The sequence below is a fragment of the Thauera aromatica genome (assembly GCF_023093595.1).
Classification (GTDB): Bacteria; Pseudomonadota; Gammaproteobacteria; order Burkholderiales; family Rhodocyclaceae; genus Thauera; species Thauera aromatica_A.
Genome location: NZ_JALLIK010000073.1, coordinates 1 through 26910, shown reverse-complemented (window position 1 = coordinate 26910; position 26910 = coordinate 1). Strand labels below are relative to the sequence as shown.

General features: G+C 66.9%; 17 protein-coding genes, 1 tRNA gene, 2 pseudogenes and 1 other annotated feature. Of the genes and pseudogenes, 5 read left to right on the top strand and 15 right to left on the bottom strand.

Going from position 1 to position 26910, the window contains the following annotated elements:
• On the bottom strand, nucleotides 1-594 hold a 594-nt coding region (gene istA, locus MXC99_RS02165; protein WP_247723973.1), incomplete at its 3' end, for an IS21 family transposase.
• On the opposite strand from istA, the gene MXC99_RS02160 reads away from it, so the two are divergent.
• Nucleotides 593-856: a hypothetical protein gene (locus tag MXC99_RS02160; protein ID WP_247723972.1), complete on the top strand. Its 264-nt coding sequence runs from the start codon at nucleotides 593-595 to the stop codon at nucleotides 854-856. The two genes, istA and MXC99_RS02160, sit on opposite strands and share 2 nt — an antisense overlap.
• 6 nt (nucleotides 857-862) lie before the next feature.
• On the opposite strand, the gene MXC99_RS02155 is transcribed toward MXC99_RS02160, so the two are convergent.
• The 8 genes from MXC99_RS02155 to MXC99_RS02120 all read right to left on the bottom strand — a co-directional run bounded on the left by MXC99_RS02155 (nucleotide 863) and on the right by MXC99_RS02120 (nucleotide 9965).
• Nucleotides 863-938 (bottom strand) — tRNA-Ala (locus MXC99_RS02155).
• A gap of 99 nt (nucleotides 939-1037) precedes the next feature.
• Nucleotides 1038-2084, bottom strand: a complete 1047-nt coding sequence (locus MXC99_RS02150) for an L-threonylcarbamoyladenylate synthase (protein WP_247723971.1) — start codon at nucleotides 2082-2084, stop codon at nucleotides 1038-1040.
• Complete coding sequence (locus tag MXC99_RS02145; protein ID WP_247723970.1) at nucleotides 2081-3247, bottom strand: 5-(carboxyamino)imidazole ribonucleotide synthase; 1167 nt, start codon at nucleotides 3245-3247, stop codon at nucleotides 2081-2083. Before MXC99_RS02145 ends, MXC99_RS02150 begins: the two co-directional genes overlap by 4 nt.
• 10 nt (nucleotides 3248-3257) lie before the next feature.
• The gene (gene purE / locus MXC99_RS02140; protein WP_247723969.1) at nucleotides 3258-3749 is read right to left on the bottom strand and encodes a 5-(carboxyamino)imidazole ribonucleotide mutase; all 492 of its coding nucleotides are present in this window, start codon (nucleotides 3747-3749) and stop codon (nucleotides 3258-3260) included.
• A 14-nt stretch (nucleotides 3750-3763) separates the two neighbouring features.
• Nucleotides 3764-4651 (bottom strand): bifunctional methylenetetrahydrofolate dehydrogenase/methenyltetrahydrofolate cyclohydrolase FolD, encoded by an 888-nt coding sequence (gene folD / locus MXC99_RS02135; RefSeq protein WP_247723968.1) that lies wholly within the window; start codon nucleotides 4649-4651, stop codon nucleotides 3764-3766.
• A gap of 95 nt (nucleotides 4652-4746) precedes the next feature.
• A complete protein-coding gene (locus MXC99_RS02130) occupies nucleotides 4747-6489 on the bottom strand; it encodes a potassium/proton antiporter (protein WP_247723967.1) in 1743 nt (580 codons plus the stop codon).
• A gap of 139 nt (nucleotides 6490-6628) precedes the next feature.
• Nucleotides 6629-7282 carry a response regulator transcription factor gene (locus tag MXC99_RS02125; protein WP_247723966.1) on the bottom strand — a complete coding sequence of 218 codons (654 nt, stop codon included), beginning with the start codon at nucleotides 7280-7282 and terminating at the stop codon, nucleotides 6629-6631.
• Nucleotides 7257-9965 (bottom strand): PAS domain S-box protein, encoded by a 2709-nt coding sequence (locus tag MXC99_RS02120; protein WP_247723965.1) that lies wholly within the window; start codon nucleotides 9963-9965, stop codon nucleotides 7257-7259. Before MXC99_RS02120 ends, MXC99_RS02125 begins: the two co-directional genes overlap by 26 nt.
• Before the next feature lie 201 nt (nucleotides 9966-10166).
• Between MXC99_RS02120 and MXC99_RS02115 the strand changes: the two genes are divergently transcribed.
• From MXC99_RS02115 to lpdA, 4 genes are all read left to right on the top strand, one after another.
• Nucleotides 10167-11435 (top strand): ABC transporter substrate-binding protein, encoded by a 1269-nt coding sequence (locus tag MXC99_RS02115; protein ID WP_247723964.1) that lies wholly within the window; start codon nucleotides 10167-10169, stop codon nucleotides 11433-11435.
• 143 nt (nucleotides 11436-11578) lie between these two features.
• The gene (gene aceE / locus MXC99_RS02110; RefSeq protein ID WP_247723963.1) at nucleotides 11579-14260 is read left to right on the top strand and encodes a pyruvate dehydrogenase (acetyl-transferring), homodimeric type; all 2682 of its coding nucleotides are present in this window, start codon (nucleotides 11579-11581) and stop codon (nucleotides 14258-14260) included.
• A 20-nt stretch (nucleotides 14261-14280) separates the two neighbouring features.
• Nucleotides 14281-15960, top strand: coding sequence for a dihydrolipoyllysine-residue acetyltransferase (gene aceF, locus MXC99_RS02105; RefSeq protein ID WP_247723962.1), 1680 nt, complete (start codon nucleotides 14281-14283; stop codon nucleotides 15958-15960).
• A gap of 90 nt (nucleotides 15961-16050) precedes the next feature.
• Complete coding sequence (gene lpdA, locus MXC99_RS02100) at nucleotides 16051-17880, top strand: dihydrolipoyl dehydrogenase (protein WP_247723961.1); 1830 nt, start codon at nucleotides 16051-16053, stop codon at nucleotides 17878-17880.
• A 110-nt stretch (nucleotides 17881-17990) separates the two neighbouring features.
• Here lpdA and MXC99_RS02095 read toward each other — a convergent pair whose 3' ends face one another.
• The 6 genes and pseudogenes from MXC99_RS02095 to MXC99_RS02070 form a co-directional block, all read right to left on the bottom strand.
• Nucleotides 17991-19988, bottom strand: a complete 1998-nt coding sequence (locus MXC99_RS02095) for a TonB-dependent copper receptor (RefSeq protein WP_247723960.1) — start codon at nucleotides 19986-19988, stop codon at nucleotides 17991-17993.
• A 171-nt stretch (nucleotides 19989-20159) separates the two neighbouring features.
• Nucleotides 20160-20615: a copper chaperone PCu(A)C gene (locus MXC99_RS02090; RefSeq protein ID WP_247723959.1), complete on the bottom strand. Its 456-nt coding sequence runs from the start codon at nucleotides 20613-20615 to the stop codon at nucleotides 20160-20162.
• Between the two features lie 191 nt (nucleotides 20616-20806).
• The gene (locus tag MXC99_RS02085) at nucleotides 20807-21220 is read right to left on the bottom strand and encodes a DUF2946 domain-containing protein (RefSeq protein ID WP_282100118.1); all 414 of its coding nucleotides are present in this window, start codon (nucleotides 21218-21220) and stop codon (nucleotides 20807-20809) included.
• A 123-nt stretch (nucleotides 21221-21343) separates the two neighbouring features.
• Nucleotides 21344-25279 carry a phosphoribosylformylglycinamidine synthase gene (gene purL, locus MXC99_RS02080; protein WP_247723957.1) on the bottom strand — a complete coding sequence of 1312 codons (3936 nt, stop codon included), beginning with the start codon at nucleotides 25277-25279 and terminating at the stop codon, nucleotides 21344-21346.
• A gap of 238 nt (nucleotides 25280-25517) precedes the next feature.
• Nucleotides 25518-26243, bottom strand: a pseudogene (locus MXC99_RS02075) (IS3 family transposase); the annotation flags it as partial.
• Nucleotides 26031-26139 (bottom strand) — a sequence feature (AL1L pseudoknot). Its footprint overlaps the pseudogene before it by 109 nt.
• Nucleotides 26244-26308: 65 nt before the next feature.
• Nucleotides 26309-26806, bottom strand: a pseudogene (locus MXC99_RS02070) (IS1634 family transposase); the annotation flags it as partial.
• Nucleotides 26807-26910 lie beyond the last annotated feature (104 nt).

Here is a 26910-nt window from a genome sequence, read left to right as displayed (position 1 = left end):
TTTCATGTTGTCGTAGATCCCGCGCCGGGCAATGCCGCCGAGTGCCTTGAAACTCCTCGTGTGCGCATCGAACAGCATCTCGTGGGCTTGACTCGGGTAGGCCACCAGCACGAACGCATGGCTCGCACATAGCTTCAGGTGCGCCACCTGCAGCTTGCGCCACACCCCACCGATCACCAGCCGCTCCTCGCTCCAGTCGAACTGAAACGCCTCGCCCAGTTCGAACTTCAGCGGCACGAACGCCCGCCCCGGGTCGTTCGTCCCCTTGCGGTGCCGCCAGTCGCGGATGAAATCGGTCAGGATCGTGTAACCACCCTCGAAGCCTTGTGCCTTCAACTGCGCAAGCATCGCTTGGGCCGTCCGCCGCTCCCGTTTCGGGCGGCGGGCATCGGCTTCCAGCCAACTCACCACCGTGGCATCGAAGGCCGTGAGTTTGCCCGGCGCCTTCGTGCGACGGTAACGGGGCGCCGCCGCATTGGCCTCCTCGAGCCACTTCCTCACCGTCGTGCGCGACAGCCCCGTGCGTCGCGCAATCTCCGAGCGGGACAGTCCGTCCCGGTAATGCATCCTTCTGACCTTGCCCAACATTTCCATGGTGATCACCTCTGATCCTCTGCCTCAAAATGAGGCAGAGAGGTTAAACACCCTGGTCAGTTTTCAGCCGGAATTCACCCCTCTACATGGCCAGTTTTCGGCCGGCGCCAACAGAGAGGCCGCTCTGCCTGATTTTTGTGCAATTTATGACAAAAGTGGGGTTTCGGGTGTGCCCGCACCTTTCGCACGGATCGCCGGAATCCGCGCCATTGCTGGCGTTTCGGGCAGAAAAGACAAAGCCCGGAGCGAGTCCGGGCTTTGAGGGTGTTGGTGGACCGAAAGGGGATCGAACCCTCGACCTCTGCATTGCGAACGCAGCGCTCTCCCAGCTGAGCTATCGGCCCTGAAAGAGCGGGCATTATAGGCAAGCCGGTCCCGAAAAGGAAGCCCCTGCGAGGAAGCCCCTGCGGCAGGGCCGCACCCGGCTTTTCGCTTCGTGGGTTTCAACTGCCTGAGCCGGTGGCGGCGCGGCCGAGGCGGTCGGTGATCGCGCGCCAGCGGGGGTCGGCGGGCGGGGTTTCGATCAGGATGAAATCGGCGTCGAGGGCGTCGAGGGCGCGCAGGCTGGCATAGAGTTCGCGAGCGAAGGCGGTGGCATCGGCTGGTGCGAGCTGCCAGATCAGGCGCGAATCGTGCGGATCGGGCGCACGGTGGGCGAGCACGGCGACGCGGCTGCCCTCGCCTGCGAGCAGGGCCGCTTCCACCGCCAGGCGCTCGCCTGCCACCAGGCGCAGCGGCGTGCGCGGCGCGTAATGGGCGGCGAGGGCGCCGGAGACGCGCGGCGCCGGGGCCTCTGCGGCCGGCGCCGCGGCCAGCTCGCTTGCCGCCTCGCCGCGCAGTCGCGGGCGGCGGCCGATGATACGGGCGATGTCGTCGGGCGTGATCGCACCGGGGCGCAGGATCTCGGGTGGGTCGCGCGAGAAATCGACGATGGTCGATTCGATGCCGACCTCGCAGGGACCGCCGTCGAGCACCATCGCCACCTTGTCGCCGAGTTCATCCTTCACATGCAAGGCGGTGGTGGGGCTGATGCGACCAAAGCGGTTGGCGCTGGGCGCAGCGATGCCGGAATCGAAAACCTGCAGCAGGGCGAGTGCCACCGGATGGGAAGGCACGCGCAGGCCCACGGTGTCCTGACCGCCGGTGACCTCGTCCGGGACTGCCGGGTCGCGCTTCAGAATCAGCGTCAACGGGCCGGGCCAGAAGGCGCGGGCGAGCGCGAGCGCCTCCCCGGGAATATCCGTGGCCCAGCGTGCCAGGTGCTGGACGCCGGGCAGATGGACGATCAGAGGATGATCTGCCGGCCGGCCCTTGGCGGCGAAAATCCTGCGCACGGCCTCGGCATCGAGGGCGTCGGCAGCAAGGCCGTAGACGGTCTCGGTAGGCATACCGACAAGCTCGCCCGCGCGCAGCAGATCCGCCGCCTCGTGGATCGCGACCAGGGTCGGCGGCTCGATGCGGCCGCGGGGTTTGGCCCGGGTGCCGCTCATTCGTCGCGGATGCCGATCGCCGCGCGTGCGCCCAGCGCGCGCTCCAGCACCATGCCGGGATCGTCGCCGATCACGGTAAAGTGCCCCATTTTGCGACCCGGTCGCGCATGGTGCTTTCCATACAGGTGCAGGCGCAGGCCGGGCACGGCATGCAGCGCCGACCAGTCGGGCTCGCGGTAGGCGCCGTGCCCCTTGCCGTCGGCGTACCACAGCTCACCGAGCAGATTCACCATCACCGCCGCCGAGTGCTGGCGCGGCGCCGCCAGTGGCAGACCGCACAGCGCCCTGACCTGCTGCTCGTACTGGCTGACATCGCAGGCGTCAAGGGTATGGTGGCCGCTGTTGTGCGGACGCGGCGCCATCTCGTTGACGAACAGCTCGCCGGCGCAGACGAAGAACTCCACCCCCAGGGTGCCGACATAGCCGAGGTGCTCGGCGATGCGCTCGGCGATGCGTTGCGCATCGGTCGCCACGCCCCCAGCCTCACTGACAGCAAGCTGCGCCGGCGCAACGGTGATGTCGAGGATGCCGTTGCGATGGCGGTTGTCGCCCGCGGGAAAGCTGCGCACCGCCCCCGCCTCGTCGCGCGCGAGCACCACCGACACTTCGCAGTCGAGCGCCAGCATCTTCTCCAGCACGCAAGGTTCGCCCTTGAAGTGCAGGAAGGCGGCGAGCGCCTCGTCGGCATCGGCGACCCGGGCCTGACCCTTGCCGTCGTAGCCGAAGCGCGCCACCTTGAGCACCGCCGGAAACAGCGCGGCAGACGCGGAGCGGATGTCGTCCTCACCACGAATCACGGCGCACGGCCCGTGCGGCAGGCCATGGTCGGCGAGGAAGGTCTTCTCCGCGATGCGGTTCTGGCACACCGCCACCGCGCTCGCGGCCGGATGAACGGGGATGAACTTGCCGAGGTAGTCCAGCGTGTCGGCCGGAACGTTTTCGAATTCGGTGGTCACCGCGGCGCATCCGGTCGCCAGGGCGTCGAGCGCGCCGTAGTCGTCGTAGGCGGCGACCAGATGGCGGTCGGCGATGAGGCCGGCGGGGCTGTGCGGATCGGGATCGAGCATCCACACTTTGTAGCCCATCTCGTGTGCGGCGGAAACGAAAAAGCGGCCGAGCTGGCCGCCGCCGAGCATGCCCAGGGTAGCTGGCGGGAGGATCATGATGCGGCTCTCAATCCAGGGTCATGGCGAGCACCGCCTGCGTCTGGCGGGCGCGGAAGTCGGCGAGCCGGTCGGCGAGCGACGGGTCGCCGTTGGCGAGCAGGGCCACCGCGAACAGCCCGGCATTGGCTGCGCCGGCCTCGCCGATGGCGAAGGTGGCGACCGGGATGCCCTTGGGCATCTGCACGATGGAGAGCAGCGAATCCTGCCCCGACAGCGCCTTCGACTGCACCGGCACGCCCAACACCGGCAGCGTGGTCTTGGCCGCGACCATGCCGGGCAGGTGGGCGGCGCCGCCGGCGCCGGCGATGATCGCCTTCAGGCCGCGGTCGCGCGCGGTTGCAGCGTATTCGAACATCAGGTCGGGAGTGCGGTGGGCGGACACGACCCTGGCCTCGAAGGGCACGCCGAACTCCTCCAGCACCTTGGCCGCGGCCTTCATCGTCGGCCAGTCGGAGTTCGACCCCATGATGATGCCGACGGCAGGGGGGAGTGCGCTCATTGTGCGTCCTTTGCTCACGTGCCGGAGGCGAGCTGTCGCGAACGTGCGGCGCGCTCGGCGGAGATCACGGTGTTTTCCAGCAGCATGGTGATGGTCATCGGCCCGACGCCGCCCGGCACCGGAGTGATGGCGCCGGCCACCGCCCTGGCCGACTCGAAGTCGACGTCGCCGCACAGTTTGCCGGCATCCGGGCCGTCCTGCAGGCGGTTGATGCCGACGTCGATCACGGTGGCACCGGGCTTGATCATGTCGCCGGTGACGAAGCGCGGCTTGCCGATCGCCGCCACCAGGATGTCGGCGCGGCGGGTATGGAAGGCGAGATCGCGACTCTTCGAGTGGCACACGGTGACCGTGGCACCGGCGTTGGTCAGCAGCATCGCCATCGGCTTGCCGACGATGTTCGAGCGGCCGATGACCACGGCCTCGGCCCCCTGCACCGCCACTCCGGCGCTTTCGAGCATTTTCATCACCCCGTGCGGCGTGCACGGAATGAAGGCTTCGCGGTTCTGCGACAGGCGGCCGACGTTTTCGGCGTGGAAGCCGTCGACGTCCTTGCCCAGGTCGATGGCTTCGAGCACGGCGGTTTCGTCGAACTGCGGCGGCAGCGGAAGCTGCACCAGGATGCCGTGCACCGCCGGATCGGCGTTGAGTTCGGCCAGCCGGGCCATGACCTCGGCGGGGGCCGCATCCTGCGGGTAGTCGAAGCGCAGCGAGCGGATGCCGGCCTTTTCGCAGGCCGCGACCTTGTTGCGCACATACACGGCCGAAGCCGGATCGGCACCGACCAGGATGACCGCCAGACAGGGTTGCACGCCACGTGCCGAGAGTGTCGCTGCACGATCGGCGATTTCTCCACGGACACGCGCCGAAAGGACGTTGCCATCGATGATGCGAGCGGTCATCGGATCTGCCTCGAAAAAGTGCGGATTTTACAGCATGCCGGCGCCGGCGACGCAGCCCCGATCGAGGCGCGCCCGGTCGCTGCCGGGCGAACGGCTCAGTGCCCGGCGCTCGGCGGCGGACACTTCAGGCCGATCGCCGTGATCACTCCGCCCGCACTCATGTCGCGCACGGTCAGAGTGAACGCGCCGACTTCCACGCGGTCGCCGACGACGGCGGTGCGGCCGATGCGCGCGCGCAGCAACTCGCGCATCGGCAAGTGGCGCTCCTGCGGCTCGAGCACCAGGCCGTAGGCATCGGCGAGATCGTCCGCGAGGGACTCCGGATCGACGACGAATTCGCCGAAGAAGCTGGCGTTCGCGCTCAACTCGTTGCCCGCACCGCCAAACAGGCGGGCGATCCGCTCGGCAAGCTCGTCCGGGGCCACGAACCACACCGAGTCGCCGGGGCGCATCCGGGAGTCCACCGCCAGGCGTTGCAGGTGGCCGTTGCGGACGAGGGCGACACAGCGCACGCCGATGGTGCCGAACTCGGCCGCGACCTCGTCCGGATGGAGGCCCTCGGCACGCGCTCCGGGCGCGACCCGGTATTCGAGCAGATCGACCGCGACCTCGTCACCGACCCACACTTCGCGCTTGTCGCGCGGTTCGTCCCGCGGCGGCACTTCGACCTTCAGCCAGCGTGCCACCACCGGCACCGTCGCCCCCTGCACCAGCAAGGACAGCAGCACCACCGCAAAAGCGACATCGAACAGCAGACGCGAATCGGGCACGCCCATCACCACCGGCACGATCGCCAGCACCACCGGCACGGCCCCGCGCAGCCCGACCCAGCTGACATAGGCCAGCTCGTTGCGCCGGTACCGGAACGGTGCCAGCCCGATCATCACCGCCAGCGGGCGGGCGACCACCATCAGGAACACTGCCATCGCCAGTGCCTCGAGCGCGTGATCGAGGAGCAGCGACGGCGTCACCAGCAGGCCCAGCACGACGAACATGCCGGCCTGAGCCAGCCAGGCCAGCCCGTCCATCACCCGCAGCACGTGCTCGGTAGCATGGCTGCGGCGGTTGCCGACGAGAATGCCGGCGAGGTACACGGCGAGAAAGCCGCTGCCATCGAGCAGGTTGGTGGCGGCGAAGACGAGCGTTCCGCCCGACAGGATCAGCAGCGCGTACAGCCCGTCGGGCAGGGACAGGCGCGCCATCAGCCGCGACAGCACCCAGCCGCCGGCGATCCCGAAGATGGCACCGAGACCGAGCTGGCTCGTCAGCATCCAGACGAAACTGCCGAGGGTTGCGGTCTCGGGTTGCAGCAGCATGCCGACCATCGCGGTGACGAGCAGGATCGCCATCGGATCGTTGGCACCGGACTCGATCTCCAGGGTGGCCTGCACGCGCTCGTTGAGCCGCACGCCGCTGTTGCGCAGGAGCGCGAACACCGCCGCCGCATCGGTGGAGCCGACAATCGACGCCAGCAACATGCCCAGCCGCCAGTCCACATCGAGCAGCCAGGTCGCGAACAAGCCGAGCATCGCCGCCGTGCCGATCACCCCCCAGGTCGCGAGCACCGCCGCCGGCTTCAAGGCGACCCGGAAACTGCTGACCCGGGTGCGCAGGCCGCCGTCGAGCAGGATCACCGAGAGCGCGGCCTGCGCGATCATCGACGCGATGAAGAAGTCCTCGAAGACGATGCCGCCGAGGCCGTCCTCGCCGGCGAACATCCCCACCAGCAGGAACAGCAGCAGCAGGGGCAGCCCCAGCCGCGCCGACACCGTGCTGGCGAGCACGCTGATGAACAGCAACAGCCCGGTCAGCAGGAAAAAAGCGTTGATTCCAGTCATTCGGGAAGGATCGGTGAAAATTCGGGCCTGCAGAGCAGGCCCTTTGCGGGCCGAGGCGCCCACCGGCGGCACCGTGCCGAGACGGGGCACGCACGGGCGCGGCCGGCGTGCCGCCAGGGGGCGGCGTCAGAGTACGGCGTCAGCGCGGCGCGGTGCCCGGCTCCACCAGCACCACGTGCTGCACCAGTTCGGCCAGCGAATGCGCGCCCATCTTTTCCATCACCCGGGCGCGATGGACTTCGACGGTCTTGATGCTGATGCCGAGCACATCGGCGATCTGCTTGTTGAGCTTGCCGACGATGATCAGGTCGAGCACTTCGCGCTCGCGCTGGGTCAGGTGCTCGAGGCGGCGCGCAGTGTCCGCCTCCTGCAAGCGCTTGTCGCGGTTTTCGCGCTCGAGCTGCAGGCATTGTTCGATCAGGCGCAGCATGTCGCGTTCGCCGAACGGCTTTTCGATGAAATCCACCGCCCCTTTCTTCAGCGCCGACACCGCCATCGGCACATCGCCATGGCCGGTGATGAACACCACGGGCAGGTTGCAGCGGCGGCGGCCGAGTTCCTCGAACAGCTCCAGGCCGCTCATCCCGGGCATACGCACATCGAGCACGATGCAGCCGGTCATGTCGGGGTTGCTGGCCTGGAGGAAGGATTCTGCCGATTCATGCACGGCGACGCGGTAGCCGTTGGCTTCGAGCATCCAGGCAAGCGAATCGCGCAGGGCGTCGTCGTCGTCGACGATATGAACGATCTGATCGGGAACGATCTGGTCAGGCGCTGCGGGCAATCCGCTCACTGGCTGTCTCCGTCGGCAGGGTAAACGTGAATATGGTACCGCCTTCGGGGTTGGCGTCGACAAGCAATCGGCCATCATGGAATTCGACGATCGAGCGGCAGATGTTCAAGCCCATTCCCATGCCCTCGGTCTTGGTCGTGTAGAAAGGCGTGAACAGCTGCCGGCGCCCCTCCTCGCTGATGCCGTGGCCACGGTCGATGACCGCGACTTCGACTACGTCGGGGCCGAGACTGCGTATCCGCAGCACCAGCACGCGCCGCTCGGGCAGGGCATCGGCCATCGCATCGAGCCCGTTGCGGATCAGGTTCAGCAGTACCTGCTCGATCATGATCCGGTCGGCGAACACGTCCGGAAGCCCGGGCTCGACATCGGCGACGATGCGGATGCCGACGCGGCGGGCATCGATTTCGGCAAAGCCAAGCGCATCGTCGAGCACTTCGGCCAGGCGCACCGCGCTGCGCCGCGGCTCGCTCTTTTTCACGAATTCGCGCACCCGGCGGATGATCTTGCCCGCACGCTCGGCCTGGAAACTCGCCTTCTGCATCGCCGCGAGCACGTCCTCCGATCGCCACTGCCCCCCCTGCATGCGGGTGACGCAGCCCGCACAGTAGTTGGCGATCGCCGCCAGCGGCTGGTTGAGTTCGTGGGCGAGGGTGGACGCCATTTCGCCCATGGTGATCAGGCGCGCGGTGCGCTGGAGGCGGTCTTCCTGCTGGCGTGCGACCTCGGCGGTCTGCTTGCGGTCGGTGATGTCGGTGGCGATGCCCATGCGCACGAGGCGGCCATCGACCCAGCGTGTGGCCTGCTCGCGCACGTGGTACCAGCGCCCCGACAGCGGGTGCTGCAATTCGCCGTCGAACAGCTCGCGGGGCAATTCGGACGTACCCAGGCTGCGCGGATCGACCCGGTAGTCGCCGCGCTCGGGCTGCGGCACGGCAACCCCGTTGACCGTGCGCCCGACTGCGTCGAAGCCGTGGATACGCTTGAAGGCACGGTTGGCGAACAGGATCTCGTCGGTGCGGGCATCGGCCACGAAGACCGCGGCATCGAGGCCATCGAGCACCGCCTCGAAGCGCTCGTGGGCGGCTTCGAGCGCCGCGCGCACCCGCTTCGGTTCGGTGATGTCGGTAATCGAGGCCATCCACCCGGTCTGGCGGGCGGAGGAATCGATCAGCGGCGACAGGTAAAAGCGGGCGTCGAAACGCTCGCCGTTCTTGCGCCGGATGCGCATCTCGAAGCCGGCAGCCGGCGCCTGGCCGGACAGGGTCAGGGCGAGGTTGCGCTCACACACCGCGCGCGACTCCTCGGGCCAGTAGGGAAACGGCGGCCCGATGCCGATCAGCTCGTCCTCGTCGAAACCGATCATGCGGCAGAACGCCGAGTTGGCGTAGATGATGCGCCCGTTCAGATCGATCGCGCGCAGCCCGGTGACCACCGAGTCCTCCATCGCCTTGCGGAAGGCGGACTCGGCGCGCAGCGCCTCCTCGGTGGCCTTGCGCCCGGTGATGTCGTGCGCCACCGCGTAGACGAGACGTTCTTCAGGCACCGGGTTGATGCTCCACACCAGCCACTTGTAGCTATCGTCGGCGCAGCGGCAGCGGTTCTCGAACTTCACCGGCTCGCCGTCGGCCAGGCGGCGCAGCTGCTCCAGCGTGGCGCCGACGTCATCGGCGTGGACGAAGTCGATCAGCGGGCGCCCCGGCAAGGCCTCCGGGTCATGGCCGAGGATGCGCGCGAAGGCCGGATTGCAACGGCAAAAACGGCCATCGAGCCCAACCACGCACAGCATGTCGAGCGACAGGTTGAACAACCGGTCGCGCTCCTTTTCCACCTGCACCCGGCGCTGCACGTGGCTGCGCAGCGTCCACAGACTCCACAGCACCAGCACCGACAAGCCCAGGATCAGCACCGCCGGAAGCAGCCGCGGAACGCCGCTGCCGCTGCGAAAAGCCGTGGCACGCACGCTCAGCCCGTTCCCCGGCGGGTCGAGCGCGAGATCGAAGGACAGCCGCTCGTCGAGCGCGGGCAGCAACGTGCCCGCCGCCAGCAGCTCGCCTTCGGCATCGTGCAACGCCAGCCGGTACTTGTCGGCAAACCACGCCGGCACCAGATAGCGCGCCATGCGCTCGATCGAATACACGCCGACGATGGCGCCGCGGAATGCGCCGCTGCGCACCACCGGCACGTACACTTCGAGCACCGCCCCCCCCCGCGGACTGCGGTGGGCGGTGCCGTATTCCACTCGCAGCGAACCGCGCGCACGCTCGAGCATGCCTGCCTGCTCGCTGCTCGAGGCCTCGCCGGGCAGGCGGTCGGTGGTATCGAACGGCGCGCTCCAGCGCACGATCCCGTCACTGCCCACCCAGACGATGTTGGCCAGCTCGGGGTGGTTGGCGATATGCTGGTTGGCGCGCAGCTGGAAGCCATCGTGGTCGAGCATCTCGGAAGACAGGTCGCGGGCGAGCTGGCCGAGAAACTCCTCGGTGCCGAGCATCTGCCGGCGCATCGTCTGCTCGGCCCACTGCATGTCGCGCGCGAGCGCATCACGCTCGAGTTCCAGCTCACGCTGCTGCAGCAGCCACACCAGACTGAGCATGGCCACCGCGAACAACACCACCGCCGCGTACGGCGCGGCCCAGTACCAGCGCTGAGACGAAAAGGAAGCGGCCTGGGGCTCGGGCATGAAGAGGGAAAATCGGGAACGGGAAAGAGTCCGCGGCACCTCGACCGGGAGCTGGATTCTTGTCGATCCCTTCTGCAGCCGTCATCCGGTTTAACCCTAATGCCCGATCGAAGCCACCGGCGTCGGGCACACCGGCGGCAGCCCCCGAGATGGGGGTTTCCGCCAATTTTTACGCCCGCCCCACCCCCCTAGAGTCCGCTCATGCATCCACTCGCGACATCGCACCGCCGTGCGCCTTATTTCCTGCCCGGCCTTCTGGGCCTGATTGCCTTCATCCTCGCCCTCCCGCTCCCCGCCGCCGACGCCCCGGCCGCGGAGCCGGCGGCCATCCGCATCGGCGTCACCGGCCCGTTCACCGGCGCCTCCAGCCCGATGGGCATCTCGATGCGCGAAGGCATCCGCATCGCCGCGGCCGAAATCAACGCCTCCGGCGGCCTCCTCGGACGCCCGCTGCAGTTGCTCGAGCGTGACGACGAGGCCAGCAACGAGCGCGGCGCCCGCCTCATCCAGGAACTGATCGACAAGGACCGCATCGTCGCCGGCCTGGGCATCGTCAACACCGGCGTTGCCCTCGCCAGCCAGCGCCACTACCAGCTGGCGCGGATCCCGGTGATCACCTCGGTCGCCACCGGGTCGCTGATCACCCGCCAGTTCCTGCCCCCCGAGTTTCCCGACAACTACGTCTTCCGCGTATCGGCCAACGATGAGCTGCAGGCCCGGGTGATCGTCAAGGAAGCGATCGATCGGCGCGGCCTCGGCCGCCTGGCGATTTTCCACGATGCGACCAACTACGGCGTGCAAGGCAGCGAGGACCTGATCGCCGCACTGAAGGAACGCGGCATCGCCCCGGTCGCGGTCGAGCGCTTCCAGTTGCGCCAGGTGGACATGAGCGCCCTGCTCGCACAAGCGCGCGCTGCCGGCGCCGAAGCCGTCCTGACCTACGGCATCGGCCCGGAACTCGCGTACATCGCCAACGACATGGCGCGGATGAACTGGCGGGTGCCGATCATCGGCAGCTGGACCCTGGCGATGTCCAATTTCATCGACAGCGCGGGCCCCCACGCGGAAGGCGCGCGCATGCCGCAGACTTTCATTCAGGACGCCGAAAACCCCCGTCAGCAGGCTTTCCTCGAGGCGTGGCGCCAGAGCACCGGCCTCGAACGCATCCCGGTTCCGCCAGCCGCGGCCCAGGGCTACGATTCGATGCTCCTCCTCGCCGCGGCGATCCGCCAGGCCGGCAGCGTGGAAGGCAGCCGCATCCACGCGGCACTGGAGGACCTGCGCGCCCCCGTCCATGGCGTGATCATGACCTACCGCCAGCCCTTTTCGCGCACCCGGCACGAAACCCTGACCCTGCCCAGCCAGGTCCCCCTGGGAGAGGTCCGGAACGGGCGCGTCGTGTTCGCCTACGAGGCCGAGCGCAAGCGGGCCATCGGCCTGTCGCCGCCGGACGGCGGGGCCAGGCCGTAGCGCGAACATATTGCGCATTGCGAAAACACGTTTTATAGTTCGAAAAACAGCCCGCCATACCCCCTGGCGGGCTGTGTCCGTACCCAACCCCGCCCTGCACATCCCGCAGGCTTCGCCCATCGAAAGTCATGAGGAGACAAGCCATGACCGGAACGAACAAGCTTCTCCCGCACGCCGACACCGACGCGCAGGAGACCAAGGAATGGCTGGAGGCGCTGGCCGCCGTCGTCGAGCACGAAGGTCCCGAGCGCGCCCATTACCTGATCGAATCCCTGATCGCCGCCGCACGCGAGGAAGGGGTGAACATTCCCTACTCGGCGAACACCGCGTACATCAACACCATTCCCGTCGAGCAGCAGCCGTCCTATCCCGGCGACCCGGACATGGAAATCAAGATCCATTCCTACATCCGCTGGAATGCGATGGCGATGGTGGTGCGCGCCAACAAGAACACCAACGTCGGCGGCCATATCGCCTCCTTCGCCTCCGCCGCCGCACTCTACGACGTCGGCTTCTCGCATTTCTGGCACGCCCCTTCGGCCGACCATGACGGCGACCTGATCTACTTCCAGGGCCATTCGGTACCCGGGATCTACGCCCGCGCCTACATGCTCGGGCGCTTCACCGAAGAGCAGATGGACAACTTCCGCCAGGAAGTGGGCGGGAAGGGCATTTCCTCCTACCCGCATCCCTGGCTGATGCCCGATTTCTGGCAATTTCCGACGGTGTCGATGGGGCTCGGCCCGCTGTGCGCGATCTACGCCGCACGCTTCATGAAGTACCTCGCCAGCCGCAACCTGATCGACCCGGCGCGTGCCGCCCGGCGCAAGGTGTGGGCCTTCCTCGGCGACGGCGAAACCGACGAGGTCGAGTCCCTCGGCGCCATCGGCATGGCCGGGCGCGAGCGCCTCGACAACCTCGTCTTCGTCATCAACTGCAACCTGCAGCGCCTGGACGGCCCGGTGCGCGGCAACGGCAAGATCATCCAGGAACTGGAATCCGAGTTCCGCGGCGCCGGCTGGAACGTCATCAAGGTAATCTGGGGCACGCACTGGGACGCGCTGTTCGCCCGCGACCAGAAGGGGCTGCTCAAGCAGCGCATGATGGAACTGTGCGACGGCGACTACCAGACCTTCAAGGCGAAGGACGGCGCGTATGTGCGCGAACACTTCTTCAACACTCCGGAACTGCGCGCGCTGGTCGCCGACTGGACCGACGAGCAGGTGTGGAACCTGAACCGCGGCGGCCACGACCTGTTCAAGATCTACGCCGCCTACAAGCAAGCCAACGAACACCAGGGCCAGCCCACGCTGATCCTGGCGAAGACGATCAAGGGCTTCGGCATGGGCCAGGCCGGCGAGGCGATGAACATCTCGCACCAGCAGAAGAAAATGGACGTCGAGGCCATCCGCCGCTTCCGCGACCGCTTCGGCCTGCCGGTACCCGACGACCAGATCAAGGACCTGCCCTACCTGAAGTTCGCCGAGGATTCGCCCGAGTACAAGTACCTGCGCGAACACCGCATGGCCCTGGGCGGCTTCCTGCCCCAGCGCCGGCGCAAGGCCGACGCCCTGCCGGTGCCGGCGCTGGAAGCCTTTGCCGCGCTGCTGAAGGCTTCGGGAGAGGGCCGTGAGCTGTCGACGACGATGGCCGTGGTGCGGATGATGAACACCCTCCTCAAGGACAAGCAGATCGGCCGCCACGTGGTGCCGATCGTGCCCGACGAGAGCCGCACCTTCGGCATGGAAGGGATGTTCCGCCAGTACGGCATCTGGAACCAGGAAGGGCAGAAATACCTGCCCGAAGACCATGACCAGCTGATGTTCTACAAGGAGTCCCAGACCGGCCAGGTGCTGCAGGAAGGCATCAACGAGGCCGGGGCGATGGCCGACTGGATCGCCGCCGGCACCGCCTACAGCGTGCACGGCGTGCAGATGATCCCCTTCTACATCTTCTACTCGATGTTCGGCCTGCAGCGCACGATGGACCTGTGCTGGGCGGCGGCGGACCAGCGCACCCGGGGCTTCCTGATCGGCGGCACCGCCGGGCGCACCACGCTCAACGGCGAAGGCCTGCAGCACGAGGACGGCCATAGCCTGCTGCTCGCCAACATGATCCCGAACTGCATCAGCTACGACCCGACCTTCCAGTACGAGGTCGCGGTGATCGTGCAGGACGGCCTGCGCCGGATGTTCGCCGAGCAGGAAGACCTCTACTACTACATCACGGTGATGAACGAGAACTACGAACATCCCGAGATGCCCGAAGGGGCCGCAGCCGACATCCTCAAGGGCCTGTACCTGTTCCGCAGGGGCGCCGAGGGCAAGGGCCCGCGCGCACAGTTGCTGGGCTCGGGCGCGATCTTCCGCGAAGTGATCGCCGCCGCCGAACTGCTCAAGAACGATTGGGGCGTCGAAGCCGACCTCTGGGGCGCGCCGAGCTTCAACGAACTGGCCCGCAACGGCCACGACGTCGAACGCTGGAACCTGCTCCACCCGATGGAAGAGCCGAAGAAGTCGCACGTGGAAGAAAAGCTGGGCGGCACCGAGGGTCCGGTCATCGCCGCCACCGACTACATCCGCATGTTCCCCGAACAGATCCGCTCGCAGTTGAAGAAGACCTACGTGACGCTCGGCACCGACGGCTTCGGCCGCTCCGACACCCGCGAGCAGTTGCGCCATTTCTTCGAAGTCGACCGTCACTGGGTGACGCTGGCCGCGCTGAAGGCCCTGGCCGATGACGGCACGATCGGCCGCGACCGGGTCGCCGCAGCGATGCTCAAGTACAACCTCGACCCGAACAAGCCGAACCCGCTGTCGGTCTGAGCGCGCAAGGAGACAAGAACATGAGCCAACTCATTGAAGTGAAGGTGCCCGACATCGGCGATTTCGACGCGGTGCCGGTGATCGAGTTGTTCGTCAAGGTCGGCGACACCATTGCCGTCGACGACGCCATCGCCACCCTCGAATCCGACAAGGCCACCATGGACGTGCCCTCGTCCGCCGCCGGCGTGGTCCGGGAGGTCCTGGTCGGGATCGGCGACAAGGTGGCCGAAGGCACGGCCCTGATCAGAATCGAAGCCGCCGGCGCCGCGGCCGCCACCCCGGCTCCGGCCACTGCGGCCCCCTCCCCTGCCCCCACGGCCACTCCAGTCGCGCCTGCTCCGGTCGCAGCCGCTGCGCCCGCGCCGGCTGCAGCCCCCCCCGCTGCGGGCGGCATCGTCGAGGTGAAGGTGCCCGACATCGGCGACTTCGACGCTGTGCCGGTGATCGAGCTGTTCGTCAAGGTCGGCGACACCATTGCCGTCGACGACGCCGTCGCCACCCTCGAATCCGACAAGGCGACGATGGACGTCCCTTCCTCGGCCGCCGGGGTGGTCAGGGAAGTGCTGGTCAAGGTCGGTGACAAGGTCGGCGAAGGCAGCGTGCTGCTGAAGCTCGAGACTGCGGGCGGAAGCGCAGCCACTGCGCCGGCCGCGGCAGCGCCCACGCCCGCTCCGCAGCCCGGCAGCGGCGCCGTCGCCACTGCGCCGGCATCGACGCCGGTCGCGGCGGCAGCCGCGCCATCGGCGGTCAAGCTCGGCGGCAAGATCCACGCCAGCCCCTCGGTGCGCGCCTTCGCCCGCGAGCTCGGGGTCGATCTCACCCAGGTCAAGGCCAGCGGGCCGAAAGCCCGCATCCTCAAGGAAGACGTCACCGCCTTCATCAAGGGCGCGATGAGCACCGGCGTCGTGCCGGGCAGGACTCCGGCCGCCGCGGCCGGCGCCGCACCGGGCGGTGCTCAGTTGGGTGGACTCGACCTGCTGCCGTGGCCGAAGGTCGACTTCGCCAAGTTCGGCGAGATCGAGGTCAAGCCGCTCTCCCGGATCAAGAAGATCTCCGGCCAGAACCTCGCCCGCAACTGGGTGATGATCCCGGCGGTGACCTACCACGAGGACGCCGACATCACCGACCTGGAAGCCTTCCGGGTGGCGATGAACAAGGAGCACGAGAAATCGGGCAAGAAGCTCACCATGCTCGCCTTCATCATCAAGGCTTCGGTGCGCGCGCTGCAGGAGTTCCCCGAATTCAACACCAGCCTCGACGGTGACAATCTCGTCTACAAGAAGTACTTCAACATCGCCTTCGCCGCCGACACTCCGAACGGGCTGGTGGTGCCGGTGGTCAAGGACGCCGACAAGAAGAGCGTGTTCGAGATCGCCGCCGAGACCGGCGCGCTCGCCAAGAAGGCGCGCGACGGCAAGCTCGGCCCGGCCGACATGTCCGGCGCCTGCTTCACCATCAGCTCGCTCGGCGGCATCGGCGGTACCTACTTCGCTCCGATCGTCAATGCGCCCGAAGTGGCCATCCTCGGGGTGAACAAGTCGGTGATGAAGCCGGTGTGGGACGGCAAGCAGTTCGTGCCGCGCCTGACCCTGCCGATGTCGCTCACCGCGGACCACCGCGTCATCGACGGCGCGCTGGCCACCCGCTTCAACGTGTACCTCGCGCAGCTGCTGGCGGACTTCCGCCGGGTGATGCTCTGAAACAGTGAGGTGTGAGGCGTGAAGGGCCAGGGGTGGCACCCCTGGCCCCGAAGCCTTCCTCTTCCGGAAACTCCTCACGAGGTGATGAAGATGAGTCAAATGATTGAAGTGAAGGTGCCCGACATCGGCGGTTTCGACGCGGTGCCGGTGATCGAGCTGTTCGTGAAGGCAGGCGACACGATCGCGGTGGACGACGCGATCTGCACGCTCGAGTCCGACAAGGCGACGATGGACGTGCCGTCCCCGGCCGCCGGCGTGGTCAAGGAAGTGCAGGTCGCGCTCGGCGACAAGGTCAGCGAAGGCACGGTGCTGATCAAGGTTGAAGCCGCGGGCGCTCCTGCAGGAGCGGCGGCCGCGGCGAATGCGGCACCTGCGCCTGCACCCGCCCCCACCGGCGCGCCGGCGCCGGCCGCGGCCGCTCCTGCCGTGCCCCCCGCCGCCGCTGCGCACGCCGGCGCGGCCGACCTCGAATACGACCTGGTCGTGCTCGGCGCCGGCCCCGGCGGCTATTCGGCGGCCTTCCGCGCCGCCGACCTCGGCCTCAGGACGGCGATCGTCGAGCGCTACACGACCCTCGGCGGTGTGTGCCTGAACGTCGGCTGCATCCCGTCCAAGGCGCTGCTGCATGTCGCCGCGGTGATCGAGGAAGCCGGGCACATGCAATCCGCCGGCATCCGGTTCGCCAAGCCGGCAGTGGACGTCGATGCGCTCAGGAAGCACAAGGACGACGTGATCGGCAAGCTCACCGGCGGGCTCGCCGGGATGGCGAAGGCGCGCAAGGTCGACATCCTGCGCGGCTACGGCAGCTTCCTCGACCCGCACCACATCGAGATCGAGGAAACGACCGGCAACCGCCAGGACAAGAGCGGCGCGAAGAAGGTGGTGAAATTCAAGCAGTGCATCATCGCCGCCGGCTCGGCCGCGGTGCACCTGCCCTTCCTGCCGCGCGACCCGCGCATCGTCGACTCGACCGGCGCGCTCGAGCTGCGTCAGGTGCCGGGCAAGATGCTGGTGATCGGCGGCGGCATCATCGGCCTGGAGATGGCCACGGTGTATTCGACGCTGGGCGCGCGCATCGACGTCGTCGAGATGCTCGATCGCCTGATGCAGGGGCCGGACGCGGACGCGGTCAAAGTGTGGGAAAAGCAGAACACCCAGCGCTTCGACAAGATCATGCTGAAGACGCGGACAGTTGCCGTCGAAGCCAGGGAAGACGGCCTTTACGTCAGCTTCGAAGGCGAAAACGCTCCCCCCGGGCCGGTACGCTACGACATGATCCTGCAGTCGGCGGGCCGCGCGCCCAACGGCGGCAAGATCGGCGCCGAGAAGGCGGGCGTGATCGTCGGCGAGCGCGGCTTCATCCCGGTGGATGCGCAGATGCGCACCAACGTGGCGCACATCTTCGCCATCGGCGACGTCGTCGGCCAGCCCATGCTCGCCCACAAAGCGGTGCATGAAGGCCACGTCGCCGCCGAAGTCGCCGCCGGCGAAGCGCAGGGCAAGGCGGAGCTGGCCCGCACCGGGTTCGACGCCACCGTGATCCCGGGAGTGGCCTACACCCACCCCGAAGTCGCATGGGTCGGTTACACCGAAGCCCAGGCCAAGGCCGAAGGCAAGAAGGTCGAAACGGCCAAGTTCCCGTGGGCTGCGAGCGGCCGCGCGATCGCCAACGGCGCCGACTATGGCTTCACCAAGCTGCTCTTCGACGCCGAGACGCATCGCGTGATCGGCGGCACCATCGTCGGCCCTTCGGCCGGCGACATGATCGGCGAAGTCTGCCTGGCGATCGAGATGGGCGCCGACGCGGTCGATATCGGCAAGACCATCCACCCCCACCCGACGCTGGGCGAAACAGTGGGGATGGCCGCCGAACTGGCGCACGGCAGCTGCACCGACCTGCCGCCGATGCGCAAGAAATAAGACCGGCGGAGCACTGCAGAGGCGAGCCGAAGGCAAGCGCCCCATGCAGCCCCCGGTTCCCTTCGCTACCAAGGGGCCGGGGGCTTCGGCTATCTACGACGCGTGCGCTGTCAGTCGAGCGCCATCTGCACCTTCAGCCAGAAAGTGCGACCGGGTTCGTTGATGATCTCGTTGGTCGCGGCCTCGTAACCGGCAATCGCCGCACTGCCCTGCGAGAGGTGCTCGTGGTAGGTGCGATCGAAGACGTTGTCGACACCGGCGGTCAGCAGCGTGACCTTGTTCGGGCGCCAGCCGGCATTGAGCGCCAGCGTCGCGAAGCCTGGCGTCGGCCCGAGATCCTTGCCGTTCGAGACGATGCTGCCCGAGCCGACGTCGACCCGGTCCTGTCTGGCCACAACCCTCAACAGACCGCCGTAGGAGAAGGTGCCATCGTTGTACTCGAGCGCAAGACGCCCTTCGAGCGGGGGCTGCTGGGCGAGCGCTTTGTCGTCGGTGTCGTTCCGGCCGTGCACCCAGGCCAGGGTACCCGTCGCGCTCCAGTTGGAAGCGAAGCGCCAGGTCAGATCGGTTTCGAGGCCATAGAGGGTCGCATCGATGTTGCGGACGTCGGCGGCAGTGGAGGTTCCTCGGGTAAACCAGCGCAGCAACATGTAGTTATCGACCTTGCTGTAAAAGCCCGAGACGGAGGCATGCACATTGCCGGCCGTCCAGCTCGCACCCACATCGAGCTGGGTGTTCTTTTCCGGTTCCAGCGTATCGAAGCTGCGTGCATCGGCAAGACTTCCCGTGCCGGGCGCCGCACGCATGAACTCCCAGAAATCAGGGAAGCGTTCGGCATGCCCGAGACCGACGTACCAGGTGCCTGCACCACCGGCGTAATCGCGCTCGAAGCGCAGGAAGCCGCTCGGCAGCGTGTCGCCCTCCTTGGCGCCCCCTGTCTTATCGTTGGTGACCTCGTGGTCATCGATGCGCAAACCACCGATCACTCGGCGCACACCGTCGAGCGCGTAGGTCGCCTCGCCGAAGATCCCGTAGCGATCGAAGCCGAAATCATCCGTGCGCGGCAGGGTCCGGTAATTGACCCCGCTGCGGGACGTGTGCTGGTCCGCCTTCACGTCGGCCCCCAGCATCAGTTGCAATGGATCGGCCGGAGTCAGCGTCACTGCAAACCGGCCGCCCTTGGTCTCACGATCGGGGTTGTTGAGCATTTTCATGCCCATGTTCGAGCGCAGGCTGAAGTTGTCCATCACGTGATCGAGGTAGCTGTAGTAGGCATGCACCTCGACCTTGTGCACCAGCGGCGAGATATTGCGTTTCTCGAACTTCAGCCCCACGTGTTCACGCTCGAACTTCGTGCCGTCCATGGCGCGATCGGCGTAGGCCGCCTCGCCATCGCTGCGGCCGAAGTTGAGTTCGAGCAGGGTGTTGTCATCGGGCGTCCACCCGAGCGCGCCATGGGTGCTCCAGCGCGTGTAAAAGGAATGCACCTTCTTGCCGTCGCCGTCTTCATAGTCGTTCATGTCCGAGCGCGTCGCACCGATGCGGGCGTAAAAATCGGGATTACCGGCCGTGGCGTCGAAGACCTGGTCGTTGCGCCCCCAGCTACCGAAGGTCAGGCTGCCGCTGGCGGCCCAGCCGGGTTCGGTCATGCGCGTCATGTCGCGCTCGAACAGCACCACCGCTGCGGAGTTGCCTCCGCCGTAGAGCACGGTCTGCGGCCCTTTGATGACCGTGACGCGATCATACGACTCGGGGTAAATGTAGGCGGTCGGTGGATCCATGCGGCCACCGCAACCGCCATGCACATCCTGACCGTCCTGGAGGATATTCAGCCGCGAACCGGACAGGCCGCGGAAGACCGGGTCGCCATCCGCCCCCCCTTTGCGAATCACCGAAAACCCCGGGATGCTTTTCAGCAAGTCGGCGCCGTCATGCGCCGGTAGCGGCTGGCGGGGAGCCTTGGGGTCGGTGGTGATGGTGAGCGGCGCGGTGGTGAGCGGGGCGGTCACCACCACGCTGCCCAAGGTGGCCTCCTGGGCGACGGCAAGCGCCGGCAGCGCAAGGGAGATCGCCACCGCGAGTGGCAAGCGTTGGAAGGTTTTTTGCATGATGAGTGTTCTCGTCGAATGGGCATTGCGGCCGGACCCACGCGGATCGCGGGCACGACAAGGCCCGTCCGCTCCCCCGTGGGCGAGCGGAAATCAATTGTCCAAATGGAAAGTGCTAGCCGCAGCTCTCAGGGGCCCCTTCCACGGGCCTCCACACCGCGGCGGTCAGGCTCAGTGCTTGCCGTGCGGCATCTTCATCAGCGCATTGAGCGGACGCACGGGGAGGGTGAGATCGAGGCTCTGGCGGCGGCCGTCCTTGTTCTCGACGATCAGCGTCAACGGCACCTGATCTCCCTCCTTCACCTGCTGCTTCAGATCCATCAGCATGACGTGGTAGCCGCCCGGCGTGAGCTTGACGGTCTGGCCTGCCGGCAGTTCGAGCGCCGGGACCGGGCCCATCTTCATGACGTCCTTTTCCATGCGCATTTCGTGAATCTCGACCACGCCAGCAAGCGGCGAACTGGCGGCGACGAGGCGGGCCGGGACATCGGACTTCAGTTGCATGAAGGCACCGGTCGCCTTTTGCTGCGGCACGGTGGCCCGCACCCAGGAGTCGGACACGGAGACATCGGCGAGAGCGGGCGCGGCACCTAGGGCGAATAGGGCGGCAAGAACGAGCTTCTTCATTTTGAGAACCATCCAGAACAATCGAACATGTTGAGTTTCTACCCGCGCGAGGCAAGCGCCCGCGTCGGATCGGAATGGGCAAGGACGCCAGCGCACGCTCCCGGACGGAGGTGAGGGCTGGTTTCAGTCGAAATAGGGGGAAAAACGGGAATCGAGCCCGGATCGCCGCAAGCGATCCGGCTGCGAGCGATTCAGCCGCGGGCAGGAGGCGCGCGGGGATGAGAAGGCGCCCACACGAACAGTGGGCGCGGAGAGACGAGAAACAGCCGAGGCAGCAGGGCGCCGCTTTCGGGGATACGCAAAGCGGGCGGCACGGCCGGTGGCAGGGCCGCTCCGCCTGCGTGCGGGCAGCAATACGGGCACTGCTCGAACGAGGCATCCTGCGGCCCGCCACCGCTGTCGGCGCTGACGCCATGATCGCGGTAGAACGCGGCTTCGGCCGCCGGCAGCTCGATGACGCGGGAGCCGCTGGCCGAACAGACTTCGATCAGGTAACGGCCGCCCTCGTCCGGCCCCATTGCCCGGCTGAGCGCCGGCGCCAGGGCACTGGCCATCATCGCGAAAATCGCGAACCAGGCATAAAGGCGGCGGCGAAAGCGTAGCATCGGAAAACGATGGCCCCGGAAGAACTGGACGACGGCCCGGATTGTATCCGAACGCCATCGTCCGTCATTGATCCTGGTCAGCTGGCGGGAGCAGCAGGCCGCCGCTCACGCCCCCTTGCCGCATCAGCCGAGCCACGCCCTGGCATTGCGGAACATGCGCAGCCAGGGCGAAGCATCGGGGCTGTCCTTCACCAGCCACTGCGGCGCCCACGACATCTGCAGCGTGCGCGCGGTGCGCTCGGGGTGCGGCATCATGATGGTGAAGCGGCCGTCGGCGGTCGTGAAGCCGGTAACGCCGGCGGCAGAACCGTTCGGGTTGGCAGGATAGCGCTGCGCCGGCTGACCATGGTTGTCGATGTAGCGCAGCGCGAGCAAAGCCTTGTCCCGATCCGCTTCGTGGCGGAATACCGCCCTGCCTTCACCGTGGCTGACCACAATCGGCATCCTGCTGCCGGCCATGCCGGCGAGCAGGATCGAAGGGCTGTCGGTGACTTCGACCATCACGAAGCGGGCCTCGAACTGCTCGCTGCGGTTGCGCTGGAAGGTGGGCCAGGCTTCGGCGCCGGGAATGATCGGCACGAGGTGGGCCATCATCTGGCAGCCGTTGCACACGCCGAGGGCGAACGTGTCGCCGCGACCGAAGAAGGCGGCGAACTCGTCGCGCAGGCGACTGTTGAACAGGATTGACTTCGCCCAGCCCTGCCCCGCACCGAGCACATCGCCGTAGGAGAAGCCACCGCAAGCCGCCAGGCCATGGAAGTCGGCGAGGTCGACACGCCCGGCCTGGAGGTCGGACATGTGCACATCGACCGGGGTGAAACCGGCACGCTCGAAAGCAGCCGCCATCTCGAACTGGGAGTTCACGCCCTGCTCGCGCAGCACCACCACCCGGGGCCGCGCGCCCTTGGCGATAAAGGGCGCGGCGACATCTTCGCGCACGTCGAAAGACAAGGACACCGACAGGCCGGGATCGGCAACATCGGCGAGAGCGTCGAACTCTTGCTGGGCGGATGCGGGATCGTCGCGCAGACAGGCGATGCGATTGCTGGTTTCGGACCAGGCCTGGAGCAACGCAACGCGGCTGGCGCCGAGCACCAGCTTGGCGCTGCGCCGAATGCGGATCTCGTCCTTGTCGTTGGGCTCGCCGATGAAGTGGTAGGTGAGTTTGGCGGCACGCAGCGCCTCGGTGACGCGTGAGCGCTCCTCGCGGCGGATCTGGATCACCGCCCCCAGTTCCTCGGCGAACAGCGCGGCGAACAGTTTGTCGTCGAAGCGCCCTTTGAGCGTGTCGGGTTTTTTCTCCAGGCCGTCGACATCATTCATGTAAGGGTCGTAGCAGACGGTGTCGAGCACCAGCGACAGGCCGCACTTCGCTGCAAAGGCCATCTCGCACACGGTGGCGAACAGGCCGCCGTCGGAACGGTCATGATAGGCCAGCAGCAGGCCGTCGCGGCGCAGTTGCTGGATGGTCTGGAAGAAGGCCTTGAGCTGGTCCGGATCGACATCGGGCGCGTGTTCGCCGACCGAGCCGTAGGCCTGGGCGAAGACCGAGCCGCCAAGGCGGTTCCGGCCGTTGCCGAGGTCGACCAGCAGCAGTTCGGTGTCCACGCCTTCGGGCAGCTGCAGCTGCGGCGTCAGCGTGTTGCGGATGTCCTGCACCGGGGCGAAGGCGGTGGCGATCAGCGACAGCGGGGCAACGACCTGCTTGTCCTCGCCGCCGTCCTGCCAGGCGGTGCGCATCGACAGCGAGTCCTTGCCGACCGGGATCGACAGGCCGGCGCGTATGCAGAAGTCGGAGACGGCCTTGACCGTGTCGTAGAGCCTGGCGTCCTCGCCGCGATGGCCGGCGGCGGCCATCCAGTTGGCCGACAGCTTGACCTCGCCCAGGCTGGCGATGTCGGCCGCGGCGAGGTTGGTGATCGCTTCGCCGATCGCCATCCGACCCGAGGCCGGTGCGTCGACGCAGGCCAGCGGCGTGCGCTCGCCCATCGCGAAGGCTTCGCCGCGATAGCCGTGGAAGCTCATCGCGGTCACTGCGACGTCGGCCACTGGAACCTGCCACGGACCGACGAACTGGTCGCGCGCGGTGAGGCCGCCTACCGAGCGGTCGCCGATCGTGATCAGAAAGCTCTTGCTCGCCACCGCCGGCATGCGCAGCACGCGGATTCCGGCTTCCTCAAGATCGAAGCCGGTGGTGTCGAAAGGCGGCAGGTGCACTGCACGGCGCGAGACGTTGCGCGTCATTTTCGGCGGCTTGCCGAGCAGCACTTTCATGTCCATGTCCACCGGCTTGTTGCCGAAGTGGCGGTCGGACACGGTCAGATGGCCGTCGGCGGTGGCGGTGCCGAGCACCGCGAAGGGGCAGCGCTCGCGCTCGCAGAAGGCCTGGAACATCGGCAGGCTCTCGGGCGCGATCGCCAGCACGTAGCGCTCCTGCGACTCGTTCGACCAGATCTCGCGCGGGCTCATGCCCGGCTCCTCGATATGAACCTCGCGCAGCTCGAAGTGCGCGCCCAGCCCGGCATGGTCGGCCAGTTCGGGCATCGCGTTCGACAGGCCGCCGGCGCCGACGTCGTGGATGGCGATGATCGGGTTCTTGTCGCCCTGTTGCCAGCAGGAGTCGATCACTTCCTGGCAGCGGCGCTGGATCTCGGGGTTGCCGCGCTGCACCGAGGCAAAGTCGAGGTCGGCGGCGTTGGTGCCGGTCGCCATCGACGAGGCCGCTCCGCCGCCGAGGCCGATCAGCATGCCCGGACCGCCGAGCTGGATCAGCAGGGTGCCCGGCGGGAAGGTGGGTTTCTCGGATTGCTGCGCCTGGATACTGCCGAGGCCACCGGCGATCATGATCGGCTTGTGGTAGCCGCGCACCTCGCCCTGCACCTCCTGCTCGAAGGTGCGGAAATAGCCGGCGAGGTTGGGGCGGCCGAATTCGTTGTTAAAGGCGGCGGCGCCGATCGGGCCCTCGATCATGATGTCTAGCGCCGAGGCGATGCGCCCGGGCTTGCCATAGGGTTTTTCCCAGGGCTGAGCGAAATCGGGAATATTGAGGTTCGAGACCGTGAAGCCGGCCAGACCCGCCTTCGGGCGCGAGCCGCGGCCGGTCGCGCCCTCGTCGCGGATTTCGCCACCGGCACCGGTGGCCGCTCCCGGGAAAGGCGAGATCGCGGTCGGGTGATTGTGGGTCTCGACCTTGGCGAGGATGTGGGTCTCCTCGTCGTGGTAGCGGAAGGCCCCGTCTGCGTCCGGGTACAGGCGGGCGATGCGCGCCCCCTCGATGATCGAGGCGTTGTCCGAATAGGCCACCACAGTACCCTGCGGGTGCGCCTTGTGGGTGTCCTTGATCATGCCGAACAGCGACTTCTCCACCGGCCGCGCGTCGATCACCCAGTCGGCGTTGAAGATCTTATGCCGGCAGTGCTCGGAATTGGCCTGAGCGAACATCATCAGTTCGACGTCGGTCGGGTTGCGCCCCATGCGAGCGAAATTCTCGACCAGGTAGTCGATCTCGTCTTCGGAGAGGGCGAGGCCGAGTTCGCCGTTGGCCACTTCCAGCGCGGCGCGGCCGCCAGCGAGGATGTCGACAGCAGTCAGCGGCTGCGGTTCGTAATGGTGGAACAGGGCTTCGGCCTCTTCTGCCGTGCCGAGCACCGACTCGGTCATGCGGTCATGAAGCAGCGCCGTCAGTGCAGCATTGCCGTCGACTCCGCGCGCATCCAGCGTGTAGGCGATCCCACGCTCGATGCGGATAATCTTGTCGAAGCCGCATTGGTGGGTGATGTCGGTGGCTTTGGACGACCACGGTGAAATCGTCCCGAGACGCGGCACCACCAAGCGCAGGTGACCCGCAGGCGGATGTTCGGTGACCGGGTGGGCGCCGAGCAGGTCGACCAGCCGAGCCTGCTCCTCTGCCGTCAAGACAGCCGACACCTCAATGAAATACCAGTATTCGGCAACGATGCCATTGAGCCTGGGCAGGACCTCGCTGGCAGCACGGGAAAGGCGCTCCAGACGGGAGGAAGACAGCGCCGCAGCGCCACGCAGCTTAAGGATCGAGGTCATGGTGTCGGGGGTAGTTTCGGTAAACTGGCGGCGGGAAAAGCAGCCGTTGAAAGACCTGCCATTATAACCGAGCCATCTCCCCCCTCGCGGGCAGTACGGCTGCGGTCCACCGCATGTACAAGAAGCATCACCTCCACGTTAGAGTGAATGTAAGCACCCGGCAAACCCACCTTCCCCCAACCGCTTAGCCCATTGAAGTTGAATCGCCCCGTGTTTCGCGGAGGCGGTTTGGTTTGAGTCAGGCGACGACCGCCTGCTCGCTCAGGTTGCGGTAATAGTTTGCCTCGGCTTCGGCTGGGGGAATGTACCCGATCGGCTCGAGCAGGCGGTGGTGGTTGAACCATGAGACCCATTCGAGGGTGGCCAGCTCGACCGCTTCGACGCTTTTCCACGGGCCACGCCAGTGGATGACTTCGGCCTTGTACAGCCCGTTGATCGTCTCGGCCAGGGCGTTGTCGTAGCTGTCGCCCCGGCTACCGACCGACGGCTCGGCGCCTGCTTCTGCCAGCCGCTCGCTGTAGCGGATCGAGACGTACTGCGAGCCGCGATCGCTATGGTGAGTCAAGGCGTTGCGTTCGGGTTGTCGCGCCCACAGGGCCTGCTCCAGAGCGTCGAGGACGAATTCGGTGTGCATGGATCGACTGACCCGCCAGCCCACGATGTAGCGGGCGAAGACGTCGATGACGAAGGCCACGTATACGAATCCTTGCTAGGTCGAGACATACGTGAAATCGGAGACCCAAAGCTGATTCGGGCGCTGTGCGGCAAATCGGCTCGACCCCGAAGCGCTCGCGATGCGTGTCGATGAAACCGTTCATCCCTTGTTGCGGCGGTCGAGCTCCGCCTGCGCGAAATACGCGCTGGCCAGGCGCAGGATCTCGTTGGCCTTTTTCAGCTCGCGCACCTCGCGCTCGAGCTCCCTGATGCGTTGCTGCTCGACGCTCGTGAGCCCCTCGCGCTGGCCCCCAGAGTTCGACAGTTACGCGCGCAAGTGCTTGTTTTTGCTAGAGCGCAACTCCAAAAATGCCACTACAACAGCGCCAGCTGCTCCGGCGCCGCCGGCTTTTCGATTCCTAAGGCATGAAGCACCTCGTTCTGCTCTGTGCTGAGCGTCGAGACCCCCGCCACCGGCTCGCCGCCGTTCAGGCGCACGCGGTGATGTTGGATGCGCTGCAGTTGCTCGAGCGCCCGCTCGGGCGTGTAACCCGCGTCGGCGGCCTTGAGTCGGCTGCGCATGACCCGGTGCAGGATCAGCGCCATGAAGCAGATCGACGTGTGCGCGCGAATCCGCTCGGGCAGGCGGTGATACACCGGGCCGATCTCGATCTCGGACTTGAGCACCTTGAAACCGCGCTCGATGTCGGCAAGCGACTTGTAGCGCTGAATCACGTTCTGTGCGGACAGGCCCTCGGCGTTGGTGACCAGCAGCAGCTCGCCGTCCATCATCTCGGCAAGGCGCTTCGCCTTCTCGTCGATGTGGTAACTGAACAGTTCCTCGGCCAGATCCACCTTGAGGATGCGCGTAACCGGTCACTGAGCGGCGTCCTTCTCGCTGCGTAGCCATCGTTGGACAATTCACGCCATGTTCAACGACGACGGGATTGGCAGTGACGGCATCGGCGGAGAGGCGC